Annotated in this window: 14 protein-coding genes; 4 read left to right on the top strand and 10 right to left on the bottom strand. The window is 40.6% G+C overall.

The window, feature by feature from the left end:
- Positions 1–42 precede the first annotated feature (42 nt).
- A complete protein-coding gene (locus tag WCX87_RS05315; protein WP_345981009.1) occupies positions 43–474 on the bottom strand; it encodes a host attachment protein in 432 nt (143 codons plus the stop codon).
- 215 nt (positions 475–689) lie between these two features.
- Here WCX87_RS05315 and ychF point away from each other — a divergent pair, with 215 nt between their 5' ends.
- Both ychF and WCX87_RS05305 read left to right on the top strand, forming a co-directional pair.
- Positions 690–1,790 carry a redox-regulated ATPase YchF gene (gene ychF / locus WCX87_RS05310; RefSeq protein WP_345981008.1) on the top strand — a complete coding sequence of 367 codons (1,101 nt, stop codon included), beginning with the start codon at positions 690–692 and terminating at the stop codon, positions 1,788–1,790.
- A gap of 156 nt (positions 1,791–1,946) precedes the next feature.
- Complete coding sequence (locus WCX87_RS05305) at positions 1,947–2,501, top strand: PAS domain-containing protein (RefSeq protein WP_345981007.1); 555 nt, start codon at positions 1,947–1,949, stop codon at positions 2,499–2,501.
- Here the strand turns inward: WCX87_RS05305 and WCX87_RS05300 are convergent.
- Positions 2,498–4,678 carry an EAL domain-containing protein gene (locus WCX87_RS05300; protein ID WP_345981006.1) on the bottom strand — a complete coding sequence of 727 codons (2,181 nt, stop codon included), beginning with the start codon at positions 4,676–4,678 and terminating at the stop codon, positions 2,498–2,500. The genes WCX87_RS05305 and WCX87_RS05300 overlap by 4 nt on opposite strands.
- Positions 4,679–4,750: 72 nt before the next feature.
- Positions 4,751–6,526: a YgiQ family radical SAM protein gene (locus WCX87_RS05295; protein WP_345981005.1), complete on the bottom strand. Its 1,776-nt coding sequence runs from the start codon at positions 6,524–6,526 to the stop codon at positions 4,751–4,753.
- Between the two features lie 73 nt (positions 6,527–6,599).
- On the opposite strand from WCX87_RS05295, the gene WCX87_RS05290 reads away from it, so the two are divergent.
- Both WCX87_RS05290 and WCX87_RS05285 read left to right on the top strand, forming a co-directional pair.
- Positions 6,600–7,052, top strand: a complete 453-nt coding sequence (locus WCX87_RS05290; RefSeq protein ID WP_345981004.1) for an iron-sulfur cluster assembly scaffold protein — start codon at positions 6,600–6,602, stop codon at positions 7,050–7,052.
- 92 nt (positions 7,053–7,144) lie between these two features.
- Positions 7,145–7,954, top strand: coding sequence for an iron-binding protein (locus tag WCX87_RS05285; RefSeq protein WP_345981003.1), 810 nt, complete (start codon positions 7,145–7,147; stop codon positions 7,952–7,954).
- A 1-nt stretch (position 7,955) separates the two neighbouring features.
- Here WCX87_RS05285 and WCX87_RS05280 read toward each other — a convergent pair whose 3' ends face one another.
- The 7 genes from WCX87_RS05280 to WCX87_RS05250 are packed head-to-tail and all read right to left on the bottom strand — an operon-like array spanning position 7,956 to position 14,413.
- On the bottom strand, positions 7,956–8,546 hold the full coding sequence (locus tag WCX87_RS05280) for a methyltransferase domain-containing protein (protein ID WP_345981002.1): 591 nt from the start codon (positions 8,544–8,546) through the stop codon (positions 7,956–7,958).
- On the bottom strand, positions 8,524–9,741 hold the full coding sequence (locus WCX87_RS05275; RefSeq protein WP_345981001.1) for a dicarboxylate/amino acid:cation symporter: 1,218 nt from the start codon (positions 9,739–9,741) through the stop codon (positions 8,524–8,526). The genes WCX87_RS05280 and WCX87_RS05275 overlap by 23 nt, the downstream gene beginning before the upstream one ends.
- Before the next feature lie 26 nt (positions 9,742–9,767).
- Positions 9,768–10,913 carry a carboxynorspermidine decarboxylase gene (gene nspC / locus WCX87_RS05270; RefSeq protein WP_345981000.1) on the bottom strand — a complete coding sequence of 382 codons (1,146 nt, stop codon included), beginning with the start codon at positions 10,911–10,913 and terminating at the stop codon, positions 9,768–9,770.
- Positions 10,914–10,951: 38 nt separating this feature from the next.
- Complete coding sequence (locus tag WCX87_RS05265; RefSeq protein ID WP_345980999.1) at positions 10,952–11,689, bottom strand: DUF6629 family protein; 738 nt, start codon at positions 11,687–11,689, stop codon at positions 10,952–10,954.
- Positions 11,690–11,707: 18 nt separating this feature from the next.
- On the bottom strand, positions 11,708–12,883 hold the full coding sequence (locus WCX87_RS05260) for a saccharopine dehydrogenase family protein (RefSeq protein ID WP_345980998.1): 1,176 nt from the start codon (positions 12,881–12,883) through the stop codon (positions 11,708–11,710).
- 46 nt (positions 12,884–12,929) lie between these two features.
- Entirely contained in the window at positions 12,930–13,679 is a 750-nt protein-coding gene (locus WCX87_RS05255; protein ID WP_345980997.1) for a patatin-like phospholipase family protein, read from the bottom strand.
- Entirely contained in the window at positions 13,676–14,413 is a 738-nt protein-coding gene (locus tag WCX87_RS05250; RefSeq protein WP_345980996.1) for a UDP-2,3-diacylglucosamine diphosphatase, read from the bottom strand. Before WCX87_RS05250 ends, WCX87_RS05255 begins: the two co-directional genes overlap by 4 nt.
- Positions 14,414–14,421 lie beyond the last annotated feature (8 nt).

Below are 14,421 nucleotides of genomic sequence, written 5' to 3'. Positions count from 1 at the left end.
CCCTCTTTTGCCTCTGAACTTTCCAGAGGCATATTTGACTTTCTATTTTTTAAAATGTCCCAGCAGGTCTGTTACAGGGATATTTGTCAGATCCGCCTGAAGATTAATACTCATACTTTTTTTAACGCTCGGATCCAATAGTTCTACTACCTGATTATTGATAGCTTTTGGTGCTGCAAAGTACCAGGATTTGTCACCCTGCTCTTTTAGTACGTTATTTATCTCTTGAGCGATCTCTTTGATCCTGCGGCGTTCTTCCTCCAAACCTAGATTATGATCCTCTCCAAAACCGCTTCCGCTTACACTTTGGAAATTCCCGTGACGGTCAGAGACTTTTTCACGCAGTCTTTGATGGATCAAAAGACTGTCACTCCCCTCCACTAATTCTAACGACTCTCTTCCAAGCGGATCGACTTTACTTGTATAAAATTTAAAATGTTGTAAATCAGCGACAATAATAAGTTTTGTTGACATTGCAACTCCTTTTGTTGTTATAAATAACTTTTATATCACTATAAAAGCAACGCATTCTTCACTCCTGTATAAATTGTAGCAAAAAATTCACTAAAATGACTTTTAGTAAAAATAAATTTATCTAATTAAACAGTACATCGGGGTGTTTATAAAAACTCCAAGTAAACTTTAGATAGAATTACACAATTATTTTATAAGCGCAATAAAGGTCTAAAATGGGATTAGCAATAGGTCTAGTAGGACTACCAAACGTAGGAAAATCAACAACTTTCAATGCTTTAACAAAAGCTCAAAATGCAGAAGCTGCAAACTATCCATTTTGTACAATAGAACCAAATAAAGCTATCGTTCCTGTACCGGATGCCCGTCTTAACGAACTTTCAAAAATAGTCAATCCTGAGCGTGTACAACACTCTACACTTGACTTTGTCGATATCGCAGGTCTTGTTAAAGGTGCAAGTAAAGGTGAGGGTCTGGGAAATAAATTTTTATCAAACATCCGCGAGACTGAGGTGATCCTACAGATCGTCAGATGTTTTGAAGATGAGAACATCGTCCATACAGAGGGAAATATCGATCCTCTACGCGATATAGATATCATCGAAAACGAACTTATCCTTGCCGATATCGAAGCTCTTTCAAACAGAATCCAGCGTCTTCAAAAACAAGCAAAAGCAGACAAAGGCGCAAAAGCTTTGGTCGACTTTGCAGACACGTTAATGGAGTTCCTGGCTGACGGAAAACTGGCTCGTAACTTCCCTGAAGCAGACAGTGAGATGTTTCATGAACTCAACAGAGACCTAAGACTCCTTACGGCAAAAGAGATCATGTACGGAGCAAATGTCGATGAAGACGGTCTTCTTGAAGACAATGAGTATGTCAAAGCGGTAAAAGAGCACGCAAACGCTCAAAACTGTGAAGTATTAAAGCTTTGTGCAAAGATCGAAGAGGAACTTGTAGGTCTTGAAGAAGATGAAGCACAAGAGTTCTTACAAGATCTCGGTGTCGAAGAGTCGGGACTTGCACAGATCATCAGAAAAGGATTTGATAAACTAGGACTGATGAGTTACTTCACAGCAGGTGTAAAAGAGGTCCGTGCTTGGACCATCCGTAAAAATACGACTGCTCCAAAAGCAGCTGCAGTTATTCATAACGATTTTGAAAAAGGTTTTATCCGTGCAGAAGTTATCGCATATGACGATTACATAGCGTGCGGCGGCGAAGCAAAAGCAAAAGAAGCAGGAAAGATGCGTTTAGAAGGAAAAGAGTACATCGTACAAGACGGCGATGTCATGCACTTCAGATTTAACGTTTAACCGCCTTTTCTTACATGTAAGAGTCTCTTACATGTAACTGCTTTTTATATTCATTTTCTCCTCACTACTAAATTTTATACAACTGCGTAATAGATAAAGTTTTAATTTGTGCTAAAATACTTTTTATTTAGTCCATTCCTATAAAGGAGTAAAAGTATGAACAGTAATCCTAAAGAGATCAAGCTCAGCAATGTTTTGTCCATCTACAGCAGAACAGACCTAAAGGGCAATATCACCTATTGCAACAGCTATTTCACGGAGGTTTCCGGATATACCGAAAAAGAACTTATCGGTTCACCTCATAACATCATCAGACATCCAGACATGCCAAAAGTGATATTTAAGTTGATGTGGGAAAGACTAAGACAGAACAAAGATATCTTGGCAGTAGTAAAAAATCGATCAAAAAACGGCGATTATTACTGGGTCACTACTCTCTTTGAAACAAAATACCACCCTTTTGAGAAAAGACCGGAAGGTTATCTGGCTATCAGACAAGCAGCCCCTAAAAAAGCCGTCGAAGCCGTTATACCTCTTTATAAAAAACTGCTACAGATCGAACATAGAGATGGGATAAGAGCTTCTGAAGAGTATCTTTTGAACTATTTTAAAGAGAAAAACACGGATTATGATACTTATATGAAAGAACTTGTCGAGTACAAAGGTATTGGAGCAAAATTCTTTGACTCGATGAGGAAGATGTTTGGTTAACCTATAGTCTCGCTAGGCTCGCTAAACAGAAAACCTTGAGAGTATTCAATCCCTAGCTTTTCAATTATATCTTGAACATTTTCATTGTGAACAAACTCTGCAATACACGGGATACCTGCATTTTTTGCAAAATAGACTATCGACTTAGTAATCTCATAACTTTTATTATCTATATCGATATTTTTAATATATCTCGCATCTATCTTTAAGAAGTCGATATCAAGATCAAGTACTCTCTCAAAGTTGGAATACTCTGCACCAAAGTCGTCTATAGCAAGAAGATAACCGTCTCTTTTTAAAGCATTCAACTGTCTTATATGATCTCTTTTACCCGTGGAGCTCATTCCTTCAAGCATCTCTAAAGTAATTCTCTGGGGAGCGATACCATACTCTTGTGATTTTTCCTGCAGATACTTTTCAAGATAATCCAAATCCAAGTCATCTTCCGTGATATTTATCGAAAATGTGTAATCATTTGATGCCATAACAGCAAAGCTTTTGTCTATCATGATCTTCGTGATGTCAGGAAGCATCCCTGAAAGTTTTGCCGTTTGTAAAAACTGAAAAGGCGGTATCACTTCATCATCTTTTATAATTCTTACAAGTGATTCATACTTGACTATCTCACCTGTTCTGTTATCCCTTATCCCTTGAAAGTATGGCACTAAATATCCAAACTCTATAGCTTCATGAAGGATATTGTTATATTTAACAAAGTTCTCTCTTTTATTTACATCTATATTCGTGTCGTCTTTACTAAATATATAAAACCTGTTTTTACCGCTCTCTTTTGCCTGTTTTAATGCCAAAGCGGAGTTTTGTAGAGAGCAGTTACCGTCATACGAAGCTCCATAGCTAAATGAGACGTTGATGTTGATATTGTCTATATAAAACGACACTCTGTTAAAATGTGTCCTTATCTTCTCGATACTAGCTTTGACATCAGCCGTACTGTCACAAAGAAGTGCAAACTCATCAGAGTTGATCCTGAATATTTGAGATTCTTTACATATCTCTTTGAGTTCATTTGATATACCGACTAAAAGTTTATCCCCTATATCAAATCCGTAAGAAAGATTGACATAACTGAAGTTATCTACATTTAAAAGGATCAACGAACGGTTATCGGGATTTTCTCCTTCGAGTCTATCTTCTAAATAGAGTTTATTGTAACAAGATGTCAAAGGGTCATGATATGCCAAGTACTCTATCTTTGCCTCAGACTCTTTGAGTTTGGATATATCCGTAAAGACAGCAACATAGTTTTGAAGTTCGTCATTTTCATTATAAATCGGATTAATACTCATCCACTGGGTGATCAGCTCGCCGTTTTTCTTTTTATTTATGACTTCACCTGCATAATGTTTATCTTCTATGATACTTCTCCACATCTCTTCAAAGTATTTTTTATCATGCTTGTCTGATGATAATATTTTTGGATTTTTGCCGATAACATCCTCTTTTGTATATCCCATGATTTTGGTAAAAGAATCGTTTATCTCTAAAATATTATTCTCTTTATCAGTGATATAGAACCCTTCGGATGTGTTTTTCAGGGCGGTCGTAAAAAGATTGATCTTTTTCTCTTTTTCAAGGATGATCTTTTTCTGATCTTCATTTTTGAGGACTATATTGACAATAGCTGCTGCAGTTCCAAGCAGTTTTTTATGAAAAGGTGAAGGCATCCTCTTTTCAAATGAAGAAAGTGCAAATGTCGCTATAGGGTTATTTTCTTCATTTCTGACCGGCATAGACCAGCATGAACGAAGATTAAAATCATAGGCTACTTTTCTTATATCTTTCCATTTAGGATCATTAAAAGTATCGCCGACAAAGGTAGGTTGATTTGAAAAAACGGCATTGCCGCATGATCCGCCGTCAGCTCCCGGTTTTAAACCTGCTAATGCTTGATGACCGCTTTGTGGGACACTTGGAGCAGCTAAAACATTTAAAAGCCCTGTCTTGGTATCTACCAGCATAATAGAGGCTACGGAATTAGGAAGAAGTGCTTCTGCAAGATTACAAAGTTTATCTAAAATTACTACAGAATCTTTACCGAGTGCCAGCATCTCCAATATAACAGACTGCAGATTTAAGATACTCTCAAATTCCTGTTCTGTTATAGTGACCTCTTGCAGTGTCTCAAGTTCTAAGTTTTTACAAGATTCTGCAGCCATTTAAAATCCTACGTTACTATTTGTGAAGAGTATATAATCTAAAATCTTTCAATCTCTTTAAAAAAATAACAATTATGAAGCAAAACCGCTTTTAAAGCCATCTTTTGCCACTACTATACTCTTTTGCTTCTCTTTTTTAAGAGTATCTTTCTCCACAAATATTTTTTTGCGTGTTTTTGGATCCATCTCGGTATAGTACATCACTGCACTGTATGTTCCCGGAGTCGGAGTAAACACCTGCGCTTGCTCAGGATTCATCTTCAGCTCTTCGCTTGTAAAGCGTTTAAGCTCATGCATGTCTTTTTCAGTACATCCCGGATGTGCGGCTATAAGGTAGTAGGTCAAAAACTGCTTTTTGCCCTCTTCCTTGTTTAACTTGTCATAAAGCTTTTTAAACTCGACAAGTTCCTGCTTACCCGGTTTTCCCATAAGTTCTAGTACATTTTGCTGCGTGTGTTCCGGAGCGACTTTCATCTGTCCCGAGATATGATGTCTGACCATCTCTTTTAAGTAGCTGTATCCATGTTTTTTATCTGCGTTTATAAGGTCATATCTTACCCCTGAAGCCACGAACGCTTTACGTACGCCTTCGACTTCACGTACACGTCTTAAAAGGTTTATATTACGGCTATGGTCGACTTTCATAGATTTACACAGATGATCGGCATCCACACAGCGCTGATGATCACAAGTCCCTAGTTTGAGCTTTTTGTTACACTCATAACCATACATGTTCGCAGTCGGACCTCCGACATCGCTTATGATCCCTTTGTAATCTTTATACCTGTTAAACTCTTTTGCTTCATTTAAGATGTTCTCTTCCGAGCGTGTTCGGATCGTCCTGCCCTGATGCACGCCTATGGCACAGAAGTTACACTCACCCCAGCAACCGTGATGCGTCATAATGGAAAACTTTATGGTTTCAAGACATTTGACCTTCCCCTCTTTTGCATGGTAGGGATGCAGTTCTCTTGTAAAAGGAAGGTTCGAGTTTGCATCCATCTCCTCTTCCGTCAAGTAATCGCACGGAGGATTTTGGATCAGGTATCTGCCATCGACCTCTTCGCAGAGTCCTCTTGCCGAGATCGGGTCATTATTGTCATAAAAATCATCGAACATATCTATATAACGCTCTTTGTTTTGCAGACATTCTGTGTGTGAGGGAAGCTGGATATACTCCTCTTTTGGCTCTTTTGAGATATAGCATACCCCGCGGATATCGTTGTAATCCTTTCCCTTGTCTATCGCCTCTGTCAACTCCTGTAAAGCTATCTCTCCCATCCCGTATATCAGCGCGTCGGCCTTGGCATCAAAAAGGATAGGTTTACGAAGTTTGTTCGACCAATAGTCATAATGAGTGATACGTCTAAGACTCGCTTCTATACCGCCGAGTACGATTGGTGCAGTATCTTTAAAGTAACGGCGGATAAGGTTACAGTACACTAATACTGCACGGTCCGGACGCTTGTTATTGACACCGCCGGGTGTGTAGTCATCGGAGTTTCTAAACTTTTTTGTCGCAGTATAGTTACTCACCATACTGTCTACGCTTCCTCCGCTTACACCCCAGTAAAGACGAGGTTCTCCAAGTCTTTTTATATCGGTATCGCTGTTGATATCAGGCTGACCGATGATACCTACTTTGTAGCCCATACGCTGCAGCATCCTGCCGACCATTGCGACTCCGATAAACGGTGAGTCGATGTAGGCATCCCCGCTTACAAGAATGACGTCGCACTGCTTCCATCCAAGAGCATCCATCTCGGCTTTTGTCGTAGGTAAAAAATCTTTTTGTGTAAATTTATAAGTGTCTGATTGGTTATTTTTGTTTGATTGTCTTTTACTCATAGAAGATTCTTTTTTTACGTATTATACAGGATGTTGATGTATAATAAGCCCAAATAAAATTGAAGATATAAATATGTTTGAAAATGTAAAAATGCCTGAAGGTATGAATCCAGAGGTCTTAGAGCACCTTATGGCTCCAAAAAACTACGGAAAACTTGATGATACCAGCGGTGTCGGCATCGGTGTTGATGAAAAGACGGGAGAGTATGTCATCTTTTATATAAAGACCGAAGGTGACATCATAGAAGATGTCAGATACGCAACAAACGGCTGTCAGGATACCGTAGTCGTAGGTTCTATGTTCAGCGAGATGATAAAAACGCAAAACATAGACTACGGCAAAAAAGCGATAGCGAAAATGGAGTTGAAACTCGGTGGTCTTACTCCAAAACAGAGGATATGTACGGATATGGTGCTTGAAGCGTTCGTAGCTTCGCTTATTAACCGTGAGAACCTGCTTCGCGGAGAGAAAGAGGAAGTCCATATCATCAAGATGAAAGACAGCTGCGAGGTAGAATCAGAATGATTCATCTCACCAAAGATGAAGCTTCAGTGACTGAATATAACATGAACAAAGTCCATACTATATGAGATTTAAATAAAGGGATACAGATGAAAATGAGTAAACTATATCAGGCAAAACATGAGCTTTGGTTAAGCGTACTGTTCGCATCGTTTGCGATCAATGACAAACAGATAAAAAGAGACCTCTACAACTTCTCGACAATAGAGTTCCGTCATATGAAATGGGTCGGCGGCGATACTTTAAGAAGCGGTGATGACTATAACTACGACAGGACAAAGACTCTCAAAAAAAGCGGAAGTGTCTTTGAGGTACTCGTACATCTGCTCGCTGAACTCGAAGAGACTGCGTCACTTTATTCTGAAAATGTCTTAGACACGAGGATGAAAACTGACGAAGACTATATGATAAGCTATATAACAACGCTTCTTGAAGATAGAAATAACAATGCAGAAGTGACCGCTTTTAACATGAAAAGAACTTACGGAGATAAACATCTTCCCCAAGATCAGATCGATGCACTGACGATGTTCCTGTTTGAAGAGTCTTATAAAGAGTATGAACTTATTTTAGTCTATGCTTACATGCAGGCACGCACAGAGAATCTGACTCACTTCAATGTCTTTCAAGACCTTATAGACGAGTCGCATTTTCACCTGCAGTCTTTTGGAGAGATGATGGCAAAAATGGGTATCTTAGCCCTGCCTAGAGAGCTTCACGAGCTGACATATAAGGTAAAAGATATCCAGAAGTTCGTAGTTGACGGCATCGCCGAAGAGGAAGCTGCAAAAGAGATGTGCAGAACGCTTTCAGGTGCCATAGAAGATGACGGTTTAAAAAGATTTTTTAACTTTGTAAACTATCAGGAAAGTTACCATATCGAGCTTATGAAAAGACTATTATAAGTTAGAACTTTTTAGCTACCAAAGAGGCTAGTCTCGCCTCTTCCCCTCTTAGATTGATAACATCTTTCTCTTCATAGTAGATAATATTAAGATCTTTAAATGCATTAAGAAGTTCATTTGGATTTAAAAGATAATCCGGGTTCATACTCCCTTTTTCAGGCTTATCGTGGGCAACGATAAAGGTCTCGAATATCACTGTCCCCTTTGCATTAAGAGCTTCTGTCATCTGCGCCATCAATCTTCTGTTAAGATAGTTGATATTGATGATAAGATCATACTTCTGCTTTTCAAGGTCATAAAAATCCAGATCGACCTCATACTTGATGATCTTCTCATCTTCTCTGATCTGTCCCAGTGCATAATCGGAAAGATCGATCGCATCCACCGTAAAACCCAGATCTGCCAGGTAGTGTGTGTTGCGCCCTATTCCGCATGCTACGTCGAGCGCTGTGCCGACATTAGCCAGCTCTGTATATTTCTCAAGTATCGGTGCCACATAATGAGGCATCGGTTTTTCTACATGTCTAATATTCCATCTCTCTTTATCTTCTATCATCGTGTTCCTTTCACTATAGTTTATCTCTTTTTTCATACTGGTCTATGACCTTGGCGACTACCAGGTCTGAAGTCACGTTGAGTGAGGTGCGACACATATCAAGTATGCGGTCTACCGCGATAATAAGTGCCATATACTCTACAGGCAGTCCTAACTGGTTAAGTATCACGACCATCATCACAAGTGAAGCGCTGGGAAGTGCTGCGACTCCGACACTAAGTGCCACTACCGTGATACCAAGCAGAAGCTGATCACCAAAACTAAGAGTCGCTCCCGCCATATTTGCTATATATAATACTGCGACACTCAGATATGCCGCAGTACCGTCCATAGAGACCGTAGCTCCTAAGGGAAGCACAAACGAAGCGGTCTTTGCATCGACCTCTCCGTCCTCTTCTACGACACGCATAGAGATAGGAAGCGTAGCTGCAGAAGAAGCGGTAGAAAATGCCATGATACTCGCTTCTCGAACGTCTGAGAGATAGCGATAGGGATTGACTCTTCCAAAGAACGCAAGCACGGCAGGCAGTGTGACGACTCCGTGAAAAAGGATCACTCCGATGACCATAAGCAGATATTTCCACAAACCTGCAACGACCTCTATACCTTGGTCTGCAATGACATACGATATGAGACTGAAGACACCGATAGGAGTAAGTAGTATGACCCACTCGGCCATTTTCAGCATCACATTGCTGACAGCCGTAAAGAAATCAAACATTGGTTGCTGTTGTTCTTTTTTCAAGTATAGCGATGCCACTCCAAAAAGGATGGCAAAGACGATGATCTGCATCATCGAGCCTTCACCGAGCGCTTTAAAGATATTTACGGGGATAAAACTGAGGATCATGGATGAAAATGAAAATGGTGCTATCTGAGCAGCTTGGGCATACTGCAGCCCTTCATGACTCACTCTTTCGCCGATCTGAAAGATGTTCATAGCTACGATTGCTGCCAAAGCAGCCAAAGCAGTAGTAAAAAGATAAAGACCTATGGTTTTAAGACCCATTCTCTTAAGATGTTCAAGCGAACCAAGTCCTAAGATCGCAGTGTAGACGCTGGCGAACACAAGCGGGACAACCAGCATCTTTAAAAAGTAGATGAATGCCGTTCCTATAAGCTTTTGCTTTAATGCCAGTTCAGGAAGGAAAGAACCAAACAACACCCCTAAGAGTATCCCGACTATCACCAGCTTGTTTGTAGTAGCATGTTTCTTTATCTTTTTTATCATCACCTGTCTTTTAAGATCTTATTTTTTCAAGAAAGTCTGTCTCTGTAATCCTCGTAACCGAACTCTTTGACGATATCGAGTCTGCCGTCTTTTCTCAAGATTGCCAAAGATGGAAGCTTGATACCGTTAAACGTCGTGTTTTTGACAAACGTGTAGTGGATCTGGTCTTCGAAGATTATTCTTTGTCCTACATGTAAAGGCTCGTCAAACGAATAATCTCCCATGATGTCGCCTGCCAGACAGGTGTTTCCGCCGAATCTATATGTATGTTTCTTCTCTCCCGCTTCACCTGAGAAACGGACATCTGCACGGTAAGGCATCGCTAACGTGTCTGGCATATGCGCTTCAGCAGAGGTATCAAGGATGGCTACATCCATACCGTTATGCACGATATCTAAAACCGTTGCGACCAGATAGCCCGTCTGCCACCCTACAGCTTCTCCGGGTTCAAGATAGACCTCTACGTTATGTCTTGCTTTAAACGCTTTTATGACCTCTATTAGGCGTTCTACATCATAATCCTTACGAGTTATGTGGTGACCGCCGCCGAAGTTGATATATTTCATACCGTCGATGTATTTGCCGAACTTCTCTTCAAAAGCTTCCAGCACTCCCTCTAACGCATCAACGTTCTGCTCGCAAAGTGCATGGAAGTTCAAGCCGTCTATATGCTCTAAAACACTCTCATCAAAGTTTGCAAGTGTCGTTCCAAGACGGCTGTAAAGTCCGCAAGGATTGTACATATCTGCAGGAGATGACGAAAACTCTGGATTTATACGGATAGAAATTGAGATATTTGGATTGATCTCTAACACTCTGTCTTTAAAACGCATCAACTGAGAAGGTGAGTTAAAGACGATATGATCCGATATTTTCGCTATCTCGTCTATATCTTCATCTTTAAAGGCGGGAGAGTATGTATGTACCTCTTTGCTTGCATCAAACTTTTTAAACTCTTCGTAAGCAAGTTTAGCCTCGTGAAGCCCGCTGGAAGTACAGCCGTAAAGGTATTTGCTGACAAGGTCAAACGTAGACCACATCGCAAAGCCTTTAAGCGCCAATATAACTTTTGCTCCGCTCTCTTTTTGAACGCGGTCAAGAAGTTTAAGATTGTTTTCTAAAAGCTGTTCTTCACACACATAACAAGGTGTCTTCATAGTTTCTATATTCATCTGTTCATCTACTTTTTTTAAAATTGTATCATTTTTCTTTATTTTATCTTGCTTATAAAGTTTGGATAACGCTCTGCAAGTCTTTCCAGCTCACTATCGAACTGTTTTCCCCACTGACTCTCATTTCTTTTGATCATCTCTAAAAACTCTATACGGCGCTTGACAAAATAGAGGTATAAGACTGTGCTTACGACTGCGGCATAAAGACACCAGAGTGATGTAAGTGCATACGGCATGGTCCAGTACACAAGATTGATCCCAAGCAGGTTCAACCATCCAAAAAGCTGGATCGAGATGTTTCTGCTGAGTATCAAAGAACCGCAGGTCGTCAGTATATAGATGATGCCTACCCAGTGCTGGTCCGTCGTAGGATTTACGTAATAAAGCAGATGATTTTTTAAAGTCACACTTGTCGGCTGAAAGCTAAGACCCCACAGAGTGTATGCAGAAAGCAGTGCACCCATGATCATAAGCATCGCTATAAGGTCTTTACGCACCCCTTTAGGTTCTATCATCCAGATAGCTAAGGGAACGATAAACTGCAGTAACCCTTGAGCATAAAATACAAAGATGCTCTCTGCTATCTCAAGTGCTCTTGGCTCTATATAGCCATAAACTCCAAGCCAGACAAAGCCTTGAGTAAACTCATGTATTGCAAAAAGTAGAGGAAGACTGGCAAATATGACCTCATTTGGCGAACTTACTTTTCGCAGGGTCTTGATGCCGACTATACCTATTAAGCCTGAGAAGATGAAATTTATGAGAGCAAAGTACAAAACAGTGTACAAAGAGCCTTACAGCTCTTTAACCTGCCATGGAAGACCTTGAGTATTCATCTCTTCCATAAACGGATCCGGGTCCATCTGTTCCATATTGAACACGCCCTTTCCGTTCCAGATACCTTTTAGCATCAGTTTTGCACCGATCATCGCAGGAACACCCGTAGTGTATGAAACACCTTGGCTTTTCGTCTCTGCGTAACACTCTTCATGGTCTTTTACCTGATAGATATAGATCTTACGCTTTTTACCGTCTTTGATACCCTCTGCGACGATACCGATGTTTGTCTTGCCTTTTGTACGGGCACCTAGACTTGCCGGATCAGGAAGCAGTGTTTTTAAGAACTCGATAGGCACGATCTTCATCCCTTGGTGTTCGACAGGTTCGATCCCAAGCATACCCACGTTTTGTAAAACTTCCATATGCTTGATATAGCTTTGACCGAATGTCATAAAGAAACGGATACGTTTAAGTCCTTTAATATTTTGAACCAAAGATTCCATCTCTTCATGGTAAAGAAGGTAAGAGTCTTTCGGTCCTACTTCCGGATAATCCCAGACCTGCATGATCTCTAAAGGTTTTGTCTCTATCCACTCACCGTTTTCCCAGTAGCGGCCGTTTGCACTTACTTCACGAAGATTAATCTCAGGGTTGAAGTTTGTCGCGAACGCATAACCGTGATCACCCGCATTACAGTCAAGGATATCGATCGTATGGATCTCGTCAAAGTAATGTTTTTGAGCATATGCACAAAACACGTTTGTCGCACCCGGGTCAAACCCTGAACCAAGAAGTCCCATGATCCCGGCTTCTTTGAACTTCTCGTCTCTTTCCCATTGAAGTTTATACTCAAACTTCGCTTCATCAGGGTGTTCATAGTTAGCAGTATCAAGATATGGTGTCTTAGTCGCGATACATGCGTCCATGATAGCCAAGTCTTGGTATGGCAGTGCCACGTTTATAACGATATCAGCACCAACTTCATTGATTAATTTTATTACTTCTTCTGTTTTGTCGGCATCGACCGTAGTTATCTCGATAGCACCGTTTAACTCTTCTTGGATCGTCTTACATCTACCCAGAGTTCTACTCGCAAGCACGATACGACCAAATACTTCTTTATTCATAACACACTTGTGTGCTACGACGCGGCCTACTCCGCCAGCGCCTATAATCAATGTTGTTGCCATATTCATTCCTAATTAATATTATCTATAAAATTATAGCATTTAAACACTACAATTTTGAACTAAATTTCTCTTTAGCATCATGATACCCAAGTTCAAACAGTTTATCAAAATGGCTAAAAGAAAAAATACTGTACTTGAGCAGCTTTTTGGATGTTATATAGATGTCGCAGTTGAGCTTTGCATCGTAACTGTCTCTGTACATGCTGATGTAAAGGACCCTTTTGATGTAACTGAAGATGCTCTGTTCTGTCTCGCTCGCATATATGGGGTGAAGGTTGACCCCAACTATCTCAAAAGGAAACGAGCGCAGAGGCTGTGTCGGTATATGATCTATGAACCCGCCGTCAGCCAGTCTGTACCCGTTGTATTTCACAGGTGCGAATATCGGTACAAGCGCTGACGATGCAAAACACAGAGTCTTGATATCCCCGCTGTCAAAATAGATGTTCTGTCCGCTGTTAAGATCAACGGCAGTCACAAAAAACGGGATCTCAAGGTCTTGAATGTTTTTCTTTAATACCAGTCTGTCCAGAATCTTTGCATCCGTGTCTATCTTATAGATCGATTTTCTAAAGAAATTAAATTTAAAGATCTTTTTGAACTCTTTTGATTTAAAGATAGCAAGCTGCTCTTTTGCGCTCACTCCGCTCAGCCAGCTGGCACCGATGATAGCCCCGATGGATGTCGCGCTGATCGCTTTTACCTCGATATCGTTCTCTTCAATGAACTGTAAGACTCCCAAGTGGTAAGCACCGCGTGCGGCACCGCCTGAAAGGGCTAATGTTATCTCTTTCATCTGTCCAACCAATGTATGATCTCAAATCTGCCGTCATGGTGCTCGACGATTGCCGTACACGACTCTACCCAGTCACCGCAGTTTAAGTATTCTACCCTATCTATGCTTTTTATCTCCGCTTTATGAATATGCCCGCAGATGACACCGTCATAGCTCTGACGTTTTGCATGTTCGCTGAGGATATCTTCGAAGTTCGTTATAAAGCTTACGGAGCTTTTGACGTTGTCCTTCACATACTTTGAAAGAGACCAGTGTTTCTTGATGCCAAAAAGTCTTCTTATGTTGTTGAGATGGTGGTTTAAGTAAAGCGTGAAGTCATAGCCTATATCACCGAGTATCGCCAGCCATTTTTTCGTCATCGTGATACTGTCGAAGAAATCCCCGTGCGTCACAAGATAACGCTTGCCATTTTGTGCATGGTAGTCCATCTCGTTTGATATCTCGAAGTTATCGCCTAAGAAAAGAGGGATAAAGTCTCTTAAAAACTCGTCGTGATTGCCTGTGATGTAGTGGACTTTTGTGCCTTTTCTGGCTTTACGGAGAATTTTTTGAATAACATCGGAGTGCGACTGCGCCCATTTAAACTTTCGCTTAATAGCCCAACCGTCGATGATGTCACCGACAAAGATTAAATTTTCGGATTCCGTATCTTTTAAAAAATCCAAAAAAACTTCAGCCTGAGAGAAACGTGTTCCAAGATGGATATCTGATACAAATATTGACTTATAGTTCATGACCGAGA

It is taken from the genome of Sulfurimonas sp. HSL3-2, from assembly GCF_039645965.1.
Taxonomy (GTDB): Bacteria; Campylobacterota; Campylobacteria; order Campylobacterales; family Sulfurimonadaceae; genus Hydrocurvibacter; species Hydrocurvibacter mobilis.
Note: the sequence above shows the minus strand (reverse complement) of the source record. Positions and strands in the feature narration are given on the sequence as shown.